General features: G+C 44.5%; 17 protein-coding genes. 14 read left to right on the forward strand and 3 right to left on the reverse strand.

All coding sequences use genetic code 11. The annotated features are described in order from the left end of the window. Nucleotides 1-103 precede the first annotated feature (103 nt). Nucleotides 104-2,290, reverse strand: coding sequence for a TonB-dependent receptor domain-containing protein (locus tag R7F07_RS18665; protein WP_017635690.1), 2,187 nt, complete (start codon nt 2,288-2,290; stop codon nt 104-106). 263 nt (nt 2,291-2,553) lie between these two features. Next, on the reverse strand, nt 2,554-3,621 hold the full coding sequence (locus tag R7F07_RS18670; protein WP_017635689.1) for a succinylglutamate desuccinylase/aspartoacylase family protein: 1,068 nt from the start codon (nt 3,619-3,621) through the stop codon (nt 2,554-2,556). 330 nt (nt 3,622-3,951) lie between these two features. Here R7F07_RS18670 and R7F07_RS18675 point away from each other — a divergent pair, with 330 nt between their 5' ends. Continuing rightward, a complete protein-coding gene (locus R7F07_RS18675) occupies nt 3,952-4,491 on the forward strand; it encodes a DUF3332 domain-containing protein (protein ID WP_005381596.1) in 540 nt (179 codons plus the stop codon). 64 nt (nt 4,492-4,555) lie between these two features. On the opposite strand, the gene R7F07_RS18680 is transcribed toward R7F07_RS18675, so the two are convergent. Beyond that, the gene (locus R7F07_RS18680; RefSeq protein WP_005381594.1) at nt 4,556-6,028 is read right to left on the reverse strand and encodes an aminoacyl-histidine dipeptidase; all 1,473 of its coding nucleotides are present in this window, start codon (nt 6,026-6,028) and stop codon (nt 4,556-4,558) included. A 1,023-nt stretch (nt 6,029-7,051) separates the two neighbouring features. Between R7F07_RS18680 and R7F07_RS18685 the strand changes: the two genes are divergently transcribed. The 13 genes from R7F07_RS18685 to thiL all read left to right on the forward strand — a co-directional run bounded on the left by R7F07_RS18685 (nt 7,052) and on the right by thiL (nt 19,329). Further along, on the forward strand, nt 7,052-8,341 hold the full coding sequence (locus R7F07_RS18685) for an NCS2 family permease (RefSeq protein WP_005381592.1): 1,290 nt from the start codon (nt 7,052-7,054) through the stop codon (nt 8,339-8,341). Nucleotides 8,342-8,604: 263 nt separating this feature from the next. Beyond that, nucleotides 8,605-9,069 carry an oxytetracycline resistance phosphoribosyltransferase domain-containing protein Tet(34) gene (gene tet(34), locus R7F07_RS18690; protein ID WP_005381590.1) on the forward strand — a complete coding sequence of 155 codons (465 nt, stop codon included), beginning with the start codon at nt 8,605-8,607 and terminating at the stop codon, nt 9,067-9,069. Nucleotides 9,070-9,160: 91 nt separating this feature from the next. Beyond that, on the forward strand, nt 9,161-10,408 hold the full coding sequence (gene frsA / locus R7F07_RS18695) for an esterase FrsA (protein WP_005381586.1): 1,248 nt from the start codon (nt 9,161-9,163) through the stop codon (nt 10,406-10,408). 115 nt (nt 10,409-10,523) lie between these two features. Beyond that, nucleotides 10,524-10,913 (forward strand): sigma factor-binding protein Crl, encoded by a 390-nt coding sequence (gene crl, locus R7F07_RS18700; protein WP_005381584.1) that lies wholly within the window; start codon nt 10,524-10,526, stop codon nt 10,911-10,913. A gap of 121 nt (nt 10,914-11,034) precedes the next feature. After that, entirely contained in the window at nt 11,035-12,174 is a 1,140-nt protein-coding gene (gene proB, locus R7F07_RS18705; RefSeq protein WP_171343015.1) for a glutamate 5-kinase, read from the forward strand. A gap of 17 nt (nt 12,175-12,191) precedes the next feature. After that, nucleotides 12,192-13,442, forward strand: a complete 1,251-nt coding sequence (locus R7F07_RS18710; RefSeq protein WP_054730326.1) for a glutamate-5-semialdehyde dehydrogenase — start codon at nt 12,192-12,194, stop codon at nt 13,440-13,442. A gap of 206 nt (nt 13,443-13,648) precedes the next feature. Further along, complete coding sequence (nrdR, locus tag R7F07_RS18715) at nt 13,649-14,098, forward strand: transcriptional regulator NrdR (protein WP_005381578.1); 450 nt, start codon at nt 13,649-13,651, stop codon at nt 14,096-14,098. Between the two features lie 7 nt (nt 14,099-14,105). Continuing rightward, nucleotides 14,106-15,233 (forward strand): bifunctional diaminohydroxyphosphoribosylaminopyrimidine deaminase/5-amino-6-(5-phosphoribosylamino)uracil reductase RibD, encoded by a 1,128-nt coding sequence (ribD, locus tag R7F07_RS18720; RefSeq protein WP_025768890.1) that lies wholly within the window; start codon nt 14,106-14,108, stop codon nt 15,231-15,233. Between the two features lie 8 nt (nt 15,234-15,241). Further along, a complete protein-coding gene (locus tag R7F07_RS18725) occupies nt 15,242-15,895 on the forward strand; it encodes a riboflavin synthase (protein ID WP_005381574.1) in 654 nt (217 codons plus the stop codon). Between the two features lie 173 nt (nt 15,896-16,068). Then, nucleotides 16,069-17,178, forward strand: a complete 1,110-nt coding sequence (gene ribBA, locus R7F07_RS18730; RefSeq protein WP_005381573.1) for a bifunctional 3,4-dihydroxy-2-butanone-4-phosphate synthase/GTP cyclohydrolase II — start codon at nt 16,069-16,071, stop codon at nt 17,176-17,178. 169 nt (nt 17,179-17,347) lie between these two features. Next, a complete protein-coding gene (ribE, locus tag R7F07_RS18735; protein WP_005381572.1) occupies nt 17,348-17,818 on the forward strand; it encodes a 6,7-dimethyl-8-ribityllumazine synthase in 471 nt (156 codons plus the stop codon). After that, nucleotides 17,818-18,285: a transcription antitermination factor NusB gene (nusB, locus tag R7F07_RS18740; protein WP_005381571.1), complete on the forward strand. Its 468-nt coding sequence runs from the start codon at nt 17,818-17,820 to the stop codon at nt 18,283-18,285. The genes ribE and nusB overlap by 1 nt, the downstream gene beginning before the upstream one ends. Nucleotides 18,286-18,363: 78 nt before the next feature. After that, a complete protein-coding gene (gene thiL / locus R7F07_RS18745; RefSeq protein WP_005381570.1) occupies nt 18,364-19,329 on the forward strand; it encodes a thiamine-phosphate kinase in 966 nt (321 codons plus the stop codon). Nucleotides 19,330-19,364: the final 35 nt, after the last annotated feature.

The following is a 19,364-nucleotide window of genomic DNA, read 5'->3' on the forward strand; positions in this document are numbered from 1 at the left end:
AAAAGGAAATGATAATACTGATAAATAAAACGGCGTGCAATTATGGCCATTGGATACGATATAACAGGGCAGTTAATGTCTGCCCTGCATCTTTTAGGTATGGTTAGTATTGATAAGTGAGGTGCAGTTTGACTTCGCGACCAGGCGAAGGCACGCCATTAGATAGGTATGCTTCGTAGTAACGATCGGTTAAGTTTTTCACAACCGCGCCAACGCTCAAGCCTTCGACTTGTTGTATTTCCCAAACCACGTAAGCGTTTTGTAGCGTGTATTGCTCACTTGGCGATTTCACTTTTAAATTATTACCGCTTGCCTTGGTTTTGGTTTGCGCATCATACCAACGGACTTCCCAGCCCGTACGTAAACCAGGAATCCATTCGTAACCTAAACCCAGATTAATGTTTAATGGCGGTACATCAGGATGATCATCATCTGAACCTGTAGAGTCAGATAGGCTACCTTTGTTTTTGCCGCGAATGTAACTTGCTGAGAAATTACTGTAGAAATCTTCAATCCGGTATTGTGAAATTAGCTCAAAGCCATAGTTTTTAAAGCCATCTAGGTTTGTATTCCAGCTTTGTAACTCAGTAGTATTTTTGTCGAGGTTTTCGCCCGTTCGTATATCAACTGTGTCGCTAACATCGTTATAGAACATAGTTAACTCTGTTGCGAGGTTATCGCGAGAGTTCACCAGCCCTTCCGTTAAGTTGATAACGCTTGCTTGATAAGCATGGATACGAGACACGTCCAGATTCAAAGCAGTAGCCGTAGCGGTAGCTCGCGCATATTGCACTGAGTAGATGTTATCAACGGTTGGTGCTTTTAAAGCGTAGGCGTAGGAGGCGTTTAAACGCGTATTATTGCTCGCATCAAAGTCGATATCCAAACGTGGGCTAAAGCCTTTATGCGTCGTTTCACCGTAGTTATGTCCGGCAGCTGGATCATTATAATCCGGCGCTGCGTTCCCTTTTCCTTCACTCTTGATGTATTCGTAACGCAGAGAAGGTGTGATTGTTAGGCGGTCTGTTGCTTGATAGTGATCAGCAATGTAAGCGGCATAAATTGACTGCGTGCCAGATGGTTCGTAGTAAGGGGTGTACCAACCGTAGTTTTTCGCTTCATTACTGTCGTATGATGCGTTGAATACTAACGAGTCTCTATCGGTTTTTTGATATTGAAGCCCAGTGACTAGAGTGTGATCTCCGAATTGCGCTTGGTTAAACACATCAACGTAATCACGCTCGTAACTCAGCCATGACTCATGACCGTAACTGCCAACAGAAACGAACATTTTCTCGAATGCTACGTCAGGGCGAACCCAATGACGATCGTTTTCGGAACGTGCCATTTTGATATTGAAATCAATATACGGGTTAGTCGGCATGTAGTGGTAAGAGATGGTCGTGGTGTTGTCCGTGTATTTGTTATCGACGGTGTAAGCGTATTGGGCTTTTTCTAATGAGCCGTATTTCTTGATATTGTATTCGGTGATGTTAGGCATTTTTCCGCGGCGGTTAGCCCAAGGTTTACGACCTTCATCTTTGTAGCGAGTGTGGCTAATTTCAAACTCGTGATCGTTGTTTTCATAACCGACCTTTACGAGCATGTTTTCTTGCTCATAACCTGAGTAATCCAGCGTTTCACCACCTCCGACTTTAATGTCATCAGAATCTTTTACCGAGCCATTCGCTAGAAAATAAAAACCAGTATCGTTTTTACCATAGAGTGTTAGCGTGTAGGCGTTCTCATCGCCGTTGGTGTTGTATGCACTTGAGATGCGAGCACCAAAGTTTCTTTCGCCGTACAGGAGATCATCGACACTTTTGGTTTTAATGCGAATGGAGCCACCAAACTTCCCGTTGAGTGCTCGATAGTCGTGCGCGCCCTTGATAATTTCTGCTTCGCCAATTAAGAACGGATCAAAAAAGAAGGTACCGTAGCGGTATTGTTGAAAGCCAATTGGAGCGCCATCGACAAACACGGCGATATCGCTTGGATCATCAAAACCACGAATGTTAATACGTTCGCCACCAGAACGACCGCCACCATCTATTGATGCACCGGGAACGGCATCGATCATTGAGGCAAAATTAGAGTACTGTTGCTCTTCAATCTCTGACCAATTAATGGTGGTTTGCGCAGGCTCAGCAATGGTAATAGGTTTGGCATAACGAACGCCTATGACTTCAAGCTCTTCATTTGGCGCTGTCTCGGCATATGAATAAAGAGGGAAGAGCAAAGCCAGTGAAATGAGATTTACTTTGAGTGGATGACTTTTTAATCGTTTCATATTGATGATTTATAGTGTTTTTATGAAGCTCGGATTATAAGAACATTATTACGATTAATAAATGATAATGAGATTAATTATCAAATGTGTTTTTGCGACGGATTGTAAAGTTTTTTATCCATTCGTGGAAACTACGATAAGTATCGTTAGCGTACATAAAACAAAAAGCCCAGCATCATGGACGCTGAGCTTATTGGCTTTAAACAAGATAGTGCGAGCACTGTTGCTCCTTTTGAGCTAATCAGGCGCCTACTTGGTAGGAATTACTGAGTTTCTAACGGTATCTGTCCGGTGGTCAGCGGCTCGGCATCGAATTCAGTGAGGCCTTCAATATAGCTTTCGACTGCTTGCTCTAAAGCATTATCACCTTGGTTAAAATAGGCAAGGTGGAAAATTGCATCGCCTTCGTTCACCAATGGTAATGTTTGTTGACCGATAACCAAACCACGCTTCGGGGCTTTTAGTTCTATCTCATCATGACCAAGAGGAGAGCTAATATAAGCGAGCGTTTCACCCTGTTCTACTTTGTCTCCCAGATTAACGACAGTACGCAAAATGCCGTTACCTGACGCGCGAACCCAGCTGGTGGACTTCGCTATGATAGGCTCAGGCAGCTTTTTCCTGCTCGCTCGCAACATACCAATGGCTTGCATTACGCGCCGAACCCCGAGTACACCAGCGCTGATCGAAAGTGGATCAAAACGCAATGCTTCGCCAGCTTCGTAGGTGAGCACTGGAATATCGCATTTTTCTGCTTCACTGCGTAAAGAGCCATCACGCAATGCTGAATCAACAATCACTGGCGTTGCAAATGCTTGAGCAATACGCAGAGTTTCTGAGTTGCTTAAGTTTGCGCGGATCTGTGGCAAGTTCGTGCGATGAATGGCCCCTGTGTGTAGATCCAAAATGTAGTCACAACGCTTGGCAATGTTGTTAAAGAACCCGTGTGCCATACGAGATGCAAGTGCGCCTTTTTCACTGCCAGGAAAGCAACGGTTGAGATCTCGTCGGTCGGGCAAGTAACGAGATTTATGGATGAAACCAAAAACGTTAACGATAGGTACTGCAATGACAGTGCCTTTCAGTTTTTGTGGATCCAGTTGGTTAATGATCTGACGAACGATTTCTACGCCATTAAGCTCATCACCATGGATAGCGGCATTCACCATTAACACTGGTCCTTCTTGTTTCCCATGGATGATTTCCACAGGAATAGATAAAGGCGAATGTGTATATAGCTTCGCTGCTTCAAATTCGATCTCTAATCGTTGTCCTGGTTGTATTTGATGTCCTAAGAGCTCAAATACTTTGCTTTTTTTACTTCTGGCCATAAACCATCTCTGTCAAATGCGTCATCAGCAATGTAACAATTGCTGCAAAATCGCACTAATCATTCTCATTAAGGACACGACAAATTACTTTAATCGTCATGCGTGAAATTTTGGTATGTGTGAAGTTTTTGTTTTCAATATGATCTTTTCTATCAGTTTAATACATAACAAGACATAGAGAAGAGTGCGCAATAATAGCCTTAAAAAATGTGACTGTATTAAAAATAATACTGTTCATGGAGGACAAAAAAACGGACTTTTAACCCTACTTTTTATCCGATAATATCCGCGCCGAATTTGAGGTTTCACACTTTCTAACTAGAGGTTTTGATGAAAAAGGCAATTGCTAAAATTGGTGCATTGACTGCGGTAGCAGTTTCACTTTCAGGTTGCGTAGGTAGTAATGCCGTGACAGGTTATGTTATGGGGTTTAACTTGAAAGCTGTTGACAACCGTTACGCTCGAGGTGGTCTAAATATGCTTTTAGCGCCTGTTTATGGTGTCGCGATCGCAGCGGATTATATCGTGTTTAACTCTCTAGAATTTTGGACGGGTAAGAACCCGTTAAATGGTAAGCCACATATCTTCGATACAAAGGTAGATACTTACATTGATGTCAATCACCAGTTAGATAAGTCGTTAACGACGGCACCAATCGCACCATTAGCGGATAACCGTGTCATTGAGCAGGGGCGAATGCAGCAAATCGATGAGAACACTGTTCAAATGGATATTACTTACAGTAACGGTGAAAAGGCGACACTCATGGGTGTACGCGATGGTGAGTTTGTTACTTACTACATTGATGGTGAAGTTGCTGCACAAACCTCAATGGATGAATTAGCCGCTTACGCGCAAAACCGTGTGTAGTTGGGTTCAACTAAACCAAAAAAAGGGTGCCGTATGGCACCCTTTGTCATTTTTCGTGATTGAATTATGCTTTCTCTGGAATCGCTTCTAAAAGCGCGACCATCTGATCCCAGTACAACTGAACAGTATCAATCTTCACTTTCTCATCTGGAGAGTGAGGGAATTTTATTGTTGGACCGAAAGAAACCATATCCATGTGTGGGTATGGTTCTTTAAATAGGCCACACTCAAGACCAGCATGGATGACCATGATGTTCGGCTTATGACCGTAAATGCCTTCATACATATCACGGAAAATTGCCATGATCTCGGAATCTGCATCTGGCTTCCAGCCAGGGTAAGCGCCTGAGAACTGAATTTGTGCGCCTGCTAGCTCAGTAATCGAGCGCAGCATGCTTTCCACTTGGCTACGGCCAGAGTCAATGAGAGAACGAATCAAGCAAAGCACGGTGACTTTATTTTCTTCTGTGCTGATCACACCAACGTTTAGAGAAGTTTCAACAACGCCTTCCACCTCATCACTCATACGGATTACGCCGTTTGGACAAGCGTTAAGTGCCGCAATGAATCGTTGCTGATCGGCGATTGAAAATACTTGCGCGTCAGTCGTGATCGCTTCATTAAAGGTTACGATACCTGTTTCGATTTTACCCAATTCAGTTTTAAGCAGCTCAGTGTAGTGGTTGAACAGCTCAGCAAGTTTGTCTTGGTTTTCGACAGGAAGCGCGACAGTAACAAACGCTTCGCGAGGGATTGCATTACGTAAGCTACCACCACGGAATTCGACTAAACGTAAATCAAGCTCTTGAGCATGACCGGCAAGGAAACGACCAAGTAATTTGTTGGCATTACCGCGACCTGTGTGAATGTCACAACCTGAGTGACCACCTTTTAGGCCTTTCAGCGTCAGTTGGCGTGTTACAAAACCTGCAGGCGTTGATTCTCGAGAAATATCGAAAGTCATGGTGCCATCAACGCCACCTGCACAACCCATGTAGACTTCGCCTTCTTGCTCAGAGTCTGTATTTAGAAGAATCTCACCCTCTAACCAACCAGCTTCAAGGCCAAATGCGCCAGTCATGCCTGCTTCTTCATCAATCGTCAGCAGAACTTCGAGTGGACCGTGCTTAATATCTTTAGATGCCAATACAGCAAGGCAAGAAGCCATACCAATACCGTTATCTGCACCAAGCGTCGTGCCTTTCGCAGTTACCCATTCGCCATCGATGTAAGGTTGGATTGGATCTTTGGTGAAGTCGTGTTCAGTGTCTTCGTTTTTCTGCGGCACCATGTCGATGTGTGCTTGAAGTACAACAGCCTTCTTATTCTCCATTCCTGGTGTCGCGGGCTTTTTGATGAACACGTTACCGGTTGGATCACGGCGAACGTCAAAGCCTTGCTCTGTTGCCCAGTTGATAATGTACTGTGCTAATGCTTCTTCATGTTTCGATGGATGAGGGATAGAACAAATCTTATCGAAAAACTGCCAAAGTGGAGCAGGTGATAAGGTACTGATCTCAGAATGGAACTCAGACACGGAGGACTCCTTTTGATGTGCTTTGCCAAATATATACCGTAAAAATGTTGTCAAGGTAGCATTAAATGCTAGACGATTTGGCCTTCAAATTGCCGTTAGCATACCACCAGATAAGGAGTACGAGTAGTCGCGATCACAAGGATTTCTCTCAGAACTGTCACAGTTTGTGAATACAATAACAAGCACTATGTGTTCTCTATCATACATTCTGAAAGTGGCTTTATTTTTTAATTCATAAAATTGTAATTTAATTACATATAAACTTTGATAAAGGTCAATTTATGTATTTTTTGTGATTCCAATCACTAAAATGCTTGTAATTAAATTTCTTGGTGGTATATTTGTAACCAGCTTCTGAGAGAAGAATGAAATGCTCAAAGGATGAGTCCGTTTTATCGCCTCCAAGGAACCGAGAAATCAACGAATGTTTAATTGATTTAAAAGGTGATAGTTATGAAAGGTTTACCAAGTACAATGTTCTGGAATAGCAAGTCTGTTTACACCGGTAACTTTGTATACCCAACAAGCTTTGGCTACTAAGTGAAGTCAACGCATGTGACTCGAACAGTTTGTTCACCCCTATAAATTGGAATTTTTTTTCAGTGATAGTGCTGACATGATTCACCGCCACCCAAATTGGGTGGCGTTTTTTTATCTCTATTTTCTCTTCCTGACTCACTTATTGCCATCAAAGCCTTCTTCTATTCCCCATTCTTCGGTTTTATCGACTTTTCCATCAAATCTGTTAGATACCATGTTTAAAATGGGCCTTTTTCATCTGAAAGTTTAGTACATTGCTCAGTTTTTATTCTCTTTTAGAGAACTGTGTTATCTGGGTTACCTATTGTTTTATAAGAATATATTTCTTTACTTGCTTTGATGGGTTAGAGAATGTGTTTCATATCCAAAGAAAAAAAACGCATTAGAGTGAAGATTCTATCTAGAATTTGCTATTTGATAACTTTATAATTCCCGCCAATCGATTACGCAACCGTTTACTTTTTACCTTTACAGGATTCGATCATGCTCGAGAGGCTTTTTAAACTCAGTGAAAATGGCACAAATGTGCGCACTGAGATCATTGCAGGTGTTACGACCTTCCTAACTATGGCTTACATTATTTTTGTAAACCCAGCGATCCTGTCGGATACCGGTATGGACCGTGGCGCCATTTTTGTCGCAACTTGTCTTGCTGCCGCAATCGGCTGTTTTATCATGGGATTTGTTGCCAATTACCCAATCGCACAGGCACCAGGAATGGGCCTGAACGCATTTTTTACTTACTCTGTTGTATTAGGAATGGGTTATACGTGGCAAGTTGCGTTGGCGGCTGTATTTGTTTCTGGCCTTCTGTTCATTCTTTTAAGCGTATTTAAGATCCGTGAGTGGATTATTAACTCGATCCCGCATTCTCTACGAACAGGTATTTCAGCTGGTATTGGTCTTTTCTTAGCGTTTATCGCATTAAAAAATGCAGGTATCGTCGTTGATAACCCAGCGACATTAGTTTCTATGGGAGAGATCACATCATTGCCATCTGTATTGGCCGCGATTGGCTTCTTTCTTACGATTGCATTGGTTCACCGTGGTGTGAAAGGTGCGGTGATGATCGCTATTCTTGGCGTTACAGCGCTTGGTCTTCTATTTGGTGATGTGCAGTGGGGCGGCATTATGTCAACGCCACCAAGCATTGCGCCAACTTTCATGCAACTGGATTTCTCTGGTTTGTTTGAAGTAGGCATGATTTCCGTCGTATTTGCTTTCCTATTTGTCGATTTATTTGACACCGCAGGTACGCTCGTTGGCGTTTCTCAAAAAGCAGGTCTAACTGATGAGAATGGCAACATCCCTCGTTTAAACAAAGCGTTACTTGCAGACTCAACAGCAACGTCAGTAGGTGCATTACTTGGTACTTCTAACACGACATCTTATATTGAAAGCGTTTCTGGTGTGGCTGCGGGTGGGCGTACTGGTCTAACAGCCGTGGTTGTTGGTGTACTCTTCCTACTTGCTCTATTGTTCTCACCACTTGCGGGTATGATCCCTGCTTATGCAACGTCAGGTGCGCTATTCTATGTGGCGATCTTGATGCTGTCTGGGCTAGTAAGCATTGATTGGCGTGACCTAACTGAAGCGTCCCCAGTTGTTGTGACTTGTTTAGTTATGCCGCTAACATTCTCGATTGCAGAAGGTATCACGTTAGGCTTTATCGCATACGCGGCGATCAAGTTATTCAGCGGTAAGGGCCGTGAAGTGTCGATGAGTGTATGGGTGATGTCAGCCATCTTCATCGTTAAATACCTCGTCGGTTAATTTCTCGAGCAAAAAGCCAGTGTGGATTTATTCACGCTGGCTTTTTCTTTTTTACGTTGTTCACAGAAGACGGTTTTTCTGCGGAATAGGCAGAGAATTTTGATATCACCGTTGGTATTAGCGGTGTGTTTCGGTAGAATAATCGTTTGCGCAGCTTGAAATCCTCGTCTCCAAACATTTTGGAGAAGTTAGTGAGCATTCCGCTTTTGAGTGACTTCGCTAGATTTTGAGGATGCATATTTTCAAATTATTAGGTTATTACAATGAGTAAAAAATTCATTATCACTTGGGATGCAATGCAGACTTACTGCCGTGAACTGGCTGAAAAACAAATGCCAGCTGAGCAATGGAAAGGAATTTGGGCGGTAAGCCGCGGCGGTTTGGTTCCTGGCGCTATTTTGGCTCGTGAACTGGGTATTCGTTACGTTGATACAATCTGTATTTCAAGCTACGACCATGATCATCAGCGCGACATGACGGTACTAAAAGCACCTGAAGGTGATGGCGAAGGTTACCTAATCGTTGAAGACCTAGTAGACAGTGGTGATACAGCGCGCAAACTACGTGAGATGTATCCAAAAGCGAAAATGATCGCTGTGTGTGCGAAACCATCAGGCAAAGAGCTGCTGGATGATTACGTTGTAGATATTGCTCAAGACACTTGGATCGAGCAGCCTTGGGATATGTCAATCCAGTATGCTGAGCCAGTAAACCGCAAGCAAAAATAAGCGCGGTTAAAGAATATTGAGAAATGCCCCTTTATAGGGGCATTTTTTTTATTATGATATTAAATCATGCTAATAGCCTAGGGTTCTTCCTATGTCTGAAGACGTCAGTAAAAATCTTTCCGAAACTTTGTTCGTGAAACATAAGCAAGCAAAAGAAACCTCCGCGCTTACCCAGTACATGCCGACCAGTAAAAAAATACTTGATGAACGAGAAGCGCAAGGTGATCGTGCTTGGTATCGTCATTTGCGTCGCTTGCAATGGGCTTGGCAAGGATTGTCTCCGATCGAAATGGAAGGCGTACTGTCTAAAATTGCTTCATCTTCTCACTCGCGAACCAATGATGATTGGTTAGACACTGTAATGGGTTATCACAGTGGTAACTGGACATTTGAGTGGATCAAGCTTGGTATGGATCATCAGAAGCGAGCAAATGAAATGCAAGGAGAAGAGGCAGCGGATGAACTCTTCACTGCTTCTTTGTGTTTTAGTATTGCAGGCTACCCACATTTAAAAAATGACAATTTGGCATCGCAGGCTCAAGTGCTGGCAAACAAAGCGTATTCTGACGGCGCAGAAAAAACTAAGTACACCATCAAGCAAATTGAAGTGCCTTACCAAAATCGCAAAATCATCGCGAACCTCCATTTACCAAGAACGGATAAACAGTTGCCTGTGGTCATGGTGAGCGCTGGTTTGGATACTCTACAAACCGACATGTGGCGTTTGTTCCGTAATCGTCTTGCACCGCGAGATATTGCGATGTTAACCGTAGACATGCCTTCAGTAGGGCATAGCTCTCATTGGCCCTTGACCGAGAATTCAAGTTGCCTACATCAAGCGGTATTGAATGAGCTTTACTCGCTACCTTGGGTTGATCATCACAAAGTGGGGTTAGTTGGGTTTCGTTTTGGTGGTAATGCCATGATCAGACTCTCTTTTGTCGAGCAGGAAAAGATCAAAGCTTGTGTCGCTCTAGGCGCACCCGTACATGATATTTTTACTTCCCCTCAGAAGTTACAAAAAATGCCGAAGATGTATTTAGATCTTTTGGCTTCCCGTTTGGGGAAAAATGCGGTTGATATTAATAGCATGGCTGGTCAGATGATGGCGTGGTCATTGAAGGTTCAGGGCTTCCTGAGCAGTCGAAAAACCAAAGTGCCTATTTTGGCTTTGAGTCTTGAAGGCGATCCAGTGTCGCCACACAGTGATAATCAACTTGTTGCTCTATTTAGCCAGTATGGTAGAGCAAAAAAAATCAGTTCCAAAACAATTACAAAAGGATATGAGCAATCCCTCGATTTAGCCATAAAGTGGCTAGAAGATGAATTATTAGGGTGACAATTCTCCTAAATTAGTTAAGAGTGATATATCTGAGCAAAAAATAAGCTCATGATAATTAAAAATAATAATCATTCTTGGGTGTTTACTTTTAACTATGAAAACGGAGATTCATATGTCAGAGACGACTCAGGGCCCGACTCACTTTCGCTTGATGTCAAAGTTGAAGGCGATAGGGCCTTACCTGCGCGAACCACAATCGCAAGAAGGGCGCTATTATTTTGATTGTTTATCTGTATGTGTAGACGACAAAAAATCGCCTGAGAAGCGTGAATTTTGGGGCTGGTGGATGGATTTGGAATCCATCGAGGGAGGCTTTACTGCTAAATATCATATTGGCAAGTACAACAAAGAAGGGCAATGGGTATCTGAAGCCCTTCCCAAAAAAGTGGTAGAGGAAGTGTATCTCACGCAGAGCACATTCCATCAAAAGCTGGTTGATACTTTAGAAGAACACTTCAAATTAGAAGTCGAATATCACACGGAGTCTTTCGATTTCGCTTAATTTGGTTGTTTTCATTTAATACCAAACAAAAAGGTGCGAAAACGCACCTTTTCTCTTGTTAATTCCCTATTTGATTGTTAAAACATCCTCTCTTTATTTGTTTTTCACTTCAGAAGACATCATGACAACGAATCAACAAAATGCAGTTGTTTCACAACCACAAACTGTCGTTGTGAAACTGGGTACAAGTGTGCTGACAGGCGGCACTCTGGCACTCGACCGTGCACACATGGTTGAGTTAGCACGCCAGTGTGCTGAGCTTAAAAAACAAGGCCATTCAATCGTAATGGTTTCGTCTGGTGCGATTGCAGCAGGCCGTGAGCATCTTGGTTACCCCGCATTGCCCAACGAGATGGCGAGTAAGCAGTTACTTGCCGCGGTGGGGCAGAGTCGCTTGATTCAAACATGGGAGTCTTTGTTTGGTATTTATGGTATCAAGATCGGCCAAATGCTACTAACCCGTGCCGATTTAGAAGATCGTGAGCGATTCCTTAACGCGCGTGACACTATTAATGCGCTCGTTGCGAACGATATTGTTCCTATCGTAAACGAAAATGATGCCGTTGCGACTAGCGAGATTAAAGTTGGCGATAACGACAACCTTTCCGCTTTGGTAGGCATTTTATGTGGTGCAGATAAGCTCTTGCTTTTAACGGACCAAAAAGGTCTGTTTACTGCTGACCCTCGTAGAGATCCGAACGCAGAGCTTATCAAGGAAGTAAAAACCATCGACGATACGCTGCGTAAAATCGCAGGTGGAAGCGGTACAACATTGGGTACTGGTGGTATGGCAACGAAGCTGCAAGCCGCAGACATCGCTCGCCGCGCAGGTATAGAGGTTATTATTGCTGCTGGTAGTGCGCCGAATGTTATCTTTGACTCTTTAAGTGCTGAACCTCAGGGCACGCGCTTCCTACCTTGCGCTGAATCCTTAGAGAACCGTAAACGCTGGATTCTAGCGGGACCTGCGGCATCGGGCGACATCATTATTGATGATGGTGCAGTCAATGCTGTGGTCGGCAAGGGCAGTAGCCTACTTGCTAAAGGGGTCATCAAAGTTAGTGGTGACTTCGCACGAGGCGAAGTGGCGCGTGTAACAAACGCTCACGGTAAGTTGGTGGCTCGTGGCATCAGCGCCTACTCAAGTGATGACCTAACTAAAATTACGGGTAAGCACAGTAAAGATATCATCTCTATTTTGGGTCATGATTATGGCTCTGAGGTGATTCACCGCGATGATTTGGTCGTCATTCAGGAATAGAATTAGAGGGAAGCAAAGTGGATTTAACGAATATGGGTAAAGCTGCTAAAGATGCAGCTTTCGAATTAGCGACAGCGTCAACTGCGCAAAAAAACCAAGCATTAGCCATCATTGCTGATGAGCTAGAAGCAAACTCTGCTGCTATTTTGGCGGCAAACGCTAAAGACATCGAACTTGGCCGTGAAGCGGGTTTAACCGATGCGCTGCTCGATCGCCTTTTGCTTAATGAAGAACGATTGACTGCAATTGCGAATGATGTTCGCAACGTCATTAGCTTGAACGATCCTGTAGGCAGCGAAATAGACAGTAAGGTACTGGAAAATGGGATGTCACTGTCTCGTCGTCGCGTGCCGCTTGGTGTCGTGGGCGTAATTTATGAAGCGCGTCCAAACGTAACCATTGATATCGCAGCGTTGTGCTTGAAAACCGGCAACGCAAGCATTTTACGTGGTGGCAAAGAGACCTTTTTCTCGAATATGGAATTAGTGAAGGTTATTCAGTCTGCGCTCGCAAAGGCGAACCTTCCAGCCGCTTCTGTGCAGTACATTGAAAAACCAGATCGTGAGCTTGTTTCTCAATTGCTTAAGTTGGACGATTACGTCGACATGATCATTCCACGCGGTGGTGCTGGCCTACACAAAATGTGTAAAGAAAACAGCACGATTCCGGTGATTATTGGTGGCTTTGGTATCAGCCATATCTTTGTCGACGAATCCGCTGATCTAGAGAAATCCCTGAATGTGGTTGAGAACTCTAAAGTTCAACGTCCATCTGCGTGTAACTCATTAGATACGCTGCTCGTGCATGAAAAAATTGCAGCGCAATTCCTACCAATGATCGTAGAGCGCATGAACGATAAAGTGACCTTCGTGACAGAGCCTAAGGCAAAAGCACTGATGCCTCAAGCAACACAAATTCGCGATGCTGTTGAAGGTGACTTTGATACGGAATGGTTGAGCTACACTCTTGGTGTAAAAGTTGTGTCTGATGTGAAAGATGCCATTGTTCATATGCGTGTCCATAACGCGAGCCACTCAGATGCGATCATGACCAATAGTTTGGAAAACTCAGAACTGTTCATCAATTCTGTCGGTTCGGCGGCGGTTTATGTGAATGCTTCAACGCGCTTTACAGACGGTGCGCAATTTGGCCTTGGCGCAGAAGTCGCAGTATCTACGCAAAAGCTACATGCACGCGGTCCGATGGGCTTAGAAGAGCTAACTAGCTACAAGTGGGTTGGTAAAGCGAACTACTTAGCACGCAGTTAACACATTCGACGAGATCTTGAGTGAAAAAGGGGCCTTTGCGCCCCTTTTTGTTTTGTCTAACATACCAATTCCGCTACACTACATGAGCTTTTATTTCGGTTTGAAAGCGTTATACCCAAATAGCTTTAATAGAGTCCGTATAACCATGAACGCGTGGTTATCCGTGATTGCTCATGAGGTTATTTTGGTATAGATATGGAGGTGATATGCATTGTCCTTTTTGTTCCGAGAACGATACCAAAGTTATTGATTCCCGCTTAGTGGCTGATGGCCATCAAGTTCGACGTCGCCGTCAGTGCTTGGCGTGTAGCGAGCGTTTCACTACGTTTGAAAGCGCAGAGTTAGTGATGCCTAAAGTGATCAAATCGAATGGCAACCGTGAACCATTTGATGAAGATAAAATGGTTGGCGGTATTCAACGAGCTTTAGAGAAACGCCCAGTGAGTGCCGATTCTATAGAGTTAGCGATCAGTATGATCAAATCACAACTGCGTGCGACGGGTGAGCGAGAGGTTCCGAGTGAAATGATTGGTAATTTAGTCATGGACCAGCTCAAAGAGCTCGATAAGGTGGCTTACATTCGTTTCGCTTCCGTTTACCGCAGCTTTGAAGATATTCGCGAGTTTGGCGAAGAGATTGCCCGCCTAGAAGACTGAGTAGCTCATGACTCAACACACTCCTGAAAGCGCGTTTTCTGATTTAGATTTCGCCATGATGTCACGAGCTATTAAGTTAGCGAAACGTGGCATTTATACCACCGCCCCTAATCCAAATGTAGGGTGTGTCATCGTTCGTGATGAAGAAATTGTCGGTGAAGGCTATCACCATCGTGCTGGTGAGCCGCATGCCGAAGTGCACGCGATGCGCATGGCGGGTGAAAAAGCAGTTGGTGCAACCGCTTATGTGACGCTAGAACCTTGCTCTCATTACGGCCGTACACCGCCATGTGCCGAAGGGCTGATTAAAGCGAAAGTGGCACGTGTGGTTTGCGCCATGGTAGACCCAAACCCGAAAGTTGCAGGTCGCGGCATCCAGATGTTACGTGATGCCGGAATTGAAGTTCAAATCGGCTTGTTAGAGCAAGATGCCCTTGCCCTTAACCCTGGTTTTATAAAGTACATGCGTACAGGCATGCCGTTTGTTCAATTAAAAATGGCGGCCAGTTTGGATGGGCAAAGCGCACTCAATAATGGTCAGAGCCAATGGATCACCTCCCCAACGGCCCGCCAAGATGTGCAGCGTTATCGAGCAATGAGTGGTGGCATTCTTTCTACTAGCAAAACGGTGATTGATGATAATGCATCACTCAACGTGCGCTGGGATGACTTACCTAATAGTGTTCAAGCGCAGTATTTACAAGAAGAGCTTCGTCAACCAGTACGTGTAATCTTAGATCGTCAGAACCGTTTAACTGATGCGCTCAAGCTGTTCCATACCGATGGAGAGCGAGTTATTGTTCGCTCTGATGGAGACTGTATCCCTCTATTGGACAGCGCTGACCAAATTGACTTATCAACGACATTAAAACGTATCTCTGATGAGCACCATATCAATCACTTATGGGTTGAAGCTGGAGCTACGCTAGCGAGTGCGATGATAAAGGCTAATCTTGTAGATGAGCTCATTGTTTACCTTGCGCCAAAACTCATGGGCAGCGATGGTCGGGGGCTTATCGGTGCTTTAGGGTTAAGCGCTATGGCTGACGTCATAGATTTAAACATTACAGACGTTCGTATGGTTGGGGTAGACATTCGCATCACCGCCACCATAAAACGTAATGAAATTAGATAAGAAATAGTATGTTTACAGGAATAGTAGAAGCAGTTGGCAAGTTAGCTGCGATTACGCCGAAGGGCGAAGACATCACCGTCACGGTTGAAACGGGTACGCTTGATATGTCAGACGTTAAGTTAGGCGATAGCATTGCGACCAATGGTGTTTGCTTAACGGTAGTTGACTTCGGAAGCCACTATTACAGTGCTGATTTGTCATTAGAAACCTTGAAGAAAACGGGGTTTGCTGAATACCAAGTAGGCGATAAGGTGAATCTAGAAAAAGCCATGTTGCCAACAACGCGATTGGGTGGACATATCGTTTCTGGCCATGTCGATGGGGTTGGTGAAATTGTCGAACGCAATTCAGTTGGCCGTGCGATAGAGTTTTGGGTTGCAATGCCTGCGGAAATTAGCAAGTACGTTGCAGAGAAAGGCTCGATTACTGTTGATGGTATTAGCCTAACCGTCAACGACTTACGTAAAAATGCTTTTAAGCTGACGATCGTTCCTCATACGAGTGAAGAAACTACGATTGACCAGTTTCAAGTGGGGCGCAAAGTCAACTTGGAAGTTGATGTACTTGCGCGTTATATGGAGCGTTTACTGCAAGGACAACAAGAAGATAAGGCCGAGTCTCGTATCACGATGGACTTTTTACAGCAAAACGGTTTTGCATAAGTCTTGGGAGTGGCTGCGTGAGGCATGCGATAAAGAGCAGACTCACAGAACACCGCGAGATTCATTGACTTGCTTAATGCAAAGCTCAAACTATTGACCTAACTAGCATTCACTGCAACGTAATTTTTCATTGCTGTCGCAATAACAAATTTAGAATAACGGGATAACAGACTATGCCAATCAGTACGCCACAAGAAATTATTGATGATATTCGCGCAGGCAAAATGGTCATCCTAATGGATGATGAAGACCGCGAGAATGAAGGTGACTTGATCATGGCTGCCGAGCATATTACGCCGGAAGCCATCAACTTTATGGCAACCTATGGCCGTGGCCTGATTTGTTTAACCATGACCAAAGATCGTTGCGAAAGTCTAGGTCTGCCACCAATGGTGCAAGACAATAATGCGCAATACACCACCAACTTTACTGTTTCGATTGAGGCAGCAGAAGGGGTAACGACGGGTATTTCAGCCGCAGATCGCGCACGTACCGTTCAAGCAGCAGTCGCGCCAAACGCTAAAGCTGCGGATTTGGTGCAGCCTGGTCACATCTTCCCTCTCGCAGCTCAAGACGGCGGTGTACTGACTCGCGCAGGTCACACTGAAGCTGGCTGTGATTTGGCTCGTCTTGCTGGTTTAGAGCCAGCATCGGTGATTGTTGAGATCTTAAATGACGACGGCACCATGGCTCGTCGCCCAGATCTAGAGATCTTTGCAGAGAAGCACGGTATTAAATTGGGCACTATTGCCGACCTAATTGAGTACCGCAATAACACTGAGACAACGATTGAACGTGTGGCAGAGTGCAAGTTACCGACAGAGTTTGGCGAGTTCACGTTAGTCACGTACAAAGACACCATTGATAACCAAGTGCACTACGCAATGTGCAAGGGCGATTTGAAAGAAAAAGCGCCACTGGTTCGCGTTCATCTTCAAGACGTTTTTACCGACTTACTACGTAGCGATCGTAATGCAGAGCGCAGCTGGACACTAGATAAGGCAATGAAACGCATTGGTGAAGAGGGCGGTGTACTGGTTGTTCTTGGCCATGAAGAATCGACCGATCTACTTATTCATCGCGTGAAGATGTTCGAAGCGCAAGACAAAGGTGAAGCACCAACGCTTGCTAAAAAACAAGGCACGTCTCGCCGTGTTGGCGTTGGTTCACAGATTCTTGCGGATCTCGGTGTACATGATATGCGTCTTCTGTCATCGACCAACAAAAAGTACCACGCGTTAGGTGGTTTTGGTCTGAACGTTGTTGAGTACGTCTGCGAGTAACAACCGAACAATAAGTTCCTAGTCTTTGACGTGCTTAACTCGTCAATGGCTAGGAACCAGTGATTTGCCTCCAATTTCCATTAGATATTGCTCACAAATTTGTGCTAGAATCCGGCGATTCTCACTTGATGAACATATTTCACTTATAAATAGAGTTAAAGGAAAGCTTATGAAAGTGATCGAGGGTGGCTTCCCAGCGCCAAATGCAAAAATTGCTATCGTTATTTCTCGTTTCAACAGTTTTATTAACGAAAGCCTACTTTCTGGTGCGATCGATACACTAAAGCGTCACGGACAAGTAAGCGAAGACAACATCACGGTTGTGCGTTGTCCAGGTGCCGTAGAACTACCTCTAGTAGCTCAGCGTGTTGCTAAAACTGGCAAATTCGACGCTATTGTTTCTCTAGGGTCTGTTATTCGCGGTGGAACGCCTCACTTTGACTATGTTTGTAGTGAAATGAACAAAGGTCTAGCACAAGTGTCTATGGAATTCAGCATTCCAGTAGCATTTGGTGTTTTGACTGTTGATACGATCGATCAAGCGATTGAACGCGCAGGAACCAAGGCTGGTAATAAAGGTGCAGAGGCTGCACTAAGCGCACTTGAAATGATTAATGTACTATCTGAAATTGATTCCTAATGGGGGCCAGTGTGAAACCAGCCGCACGTCGTAACGCACGTCAATTCGCTCTACAGGCGATCTACTCATGGCAAATTACTAAAGAGAATGTTGCCAAGATTGAAGAACAGTTTTTGTCTGGCGACAAATACGATGAAGAAGAACTTCATGCATCTGAGCCAGCGCTTGCTGCTCCAGAGACAGACGTAGCTTACTTCCGTGAACTATTAAGCGGTGTTGTACTTAGCCACGCTGAGCTAGATAGCAAAATTCGTCCATACATCTCTCGTCCTATGCAGGATTTAGATATGATGGAACTTGCTCTTCTTCGCCTTGCTATGTACGAGATGACTCGTCGCGAAGATGTTCCTTACAAAGTTGTTATCAATGAAGCGATTGAACTTGCAAAAGTTTTCGCAGCAGAAGATAGCCACAAGTTTGTGAATGGTGTACTTGATAAAGCAGCACCTCACATTCGTAAGAAATAACGATTTCTTCAATGAAAAGGTCAGCACATGCTGACCTTTTTTGTATCAAAAGCTTTTACATCAAAAAGTAAGTGAATTATGTCTGGTGAATTTAATCTGATAGACAAATACTTCGTCGGTCGTCAGAGCCAACGTAAAGATGTCCATCTAGCCGCTGGTGATGATTGCGCTTTGGTCAAAGCGCCAGCTAATGTTCAGATTGCGATTAGCACGGATACATTGGTAGCTGGAACGCATTTCTTAGCCGACGCGAACCCAGCATGGGTCGCACACAAAGCATTGGCTTCTAACATCAGTGATTTGGCGGCGATGGGCGCAACGCCTGCGTGGGTGAGCTTTGCATTAACGATGCCTGAGCCAGATGAAGAATGGCTTGCACCTTTCTGTGATGCATTTTTCGAACTGGCTGATTACTATGGTATTCAGTTAATAGGCGGTGATACCACCAAAGGCCCATTGTGTCTGACACTGACGGTGCAAGGTTTTGTACCTGAAGACAAAGCGCTCACGCGATCCGGCGCCAAGCCTGGGGATTGGGTATACGTAACGGGAAACCTTGGCGATGCAAAAGCTGGCTTGGATGTGATTCTAGATGACTCTCTGCGCAGCAGAGCCGGCGCGGAAGCACTAGAGCGAGCTCATTACCTTAGTTCTCCGCGTGTGCTTGCTGGACAAGCTCTTGTTGGCCTAGCCTCTTCGGCGATAGATATTTCAGATGGTTTAATCTCTGATATTAAGCACATTTTACAGCGATCTCAGGTTGGGGTGAGTATTGATGTCTCTCAGCTACCGATCTCTTCAGAATTAGTCCAGTTTTTAGATGATAAGATCAGCGCGCAGCAGTATGCTTTAGCAAGTGGCGAAGAATACGAGTTGTGTTTTACCGTGCCGGAGCAAAATCGAGGCTCGTTACAAAGCGCTTTATCTCATACTGGCTGTAAGGTCACATGTATTGGTCAAATCCGACCAAATGGAACCTTCGAGCTGCATGATAACAATCAACCACTTGATTGGGACTTAAGTGGCTTCGACCACTTTAAATGATCTGAGCTAAGCTCTAGCCAAGAGCCTGTTACTAT

Source organism: Vibrio sp. YT-16, assembly GCF_033337405.1.
Lineage (GTDB): Bacteria > Pseudomonadota > Gammaproteobacteria > Enterobacterales > Vibrionaceae > Vibrio > Vibrio alginolyticus.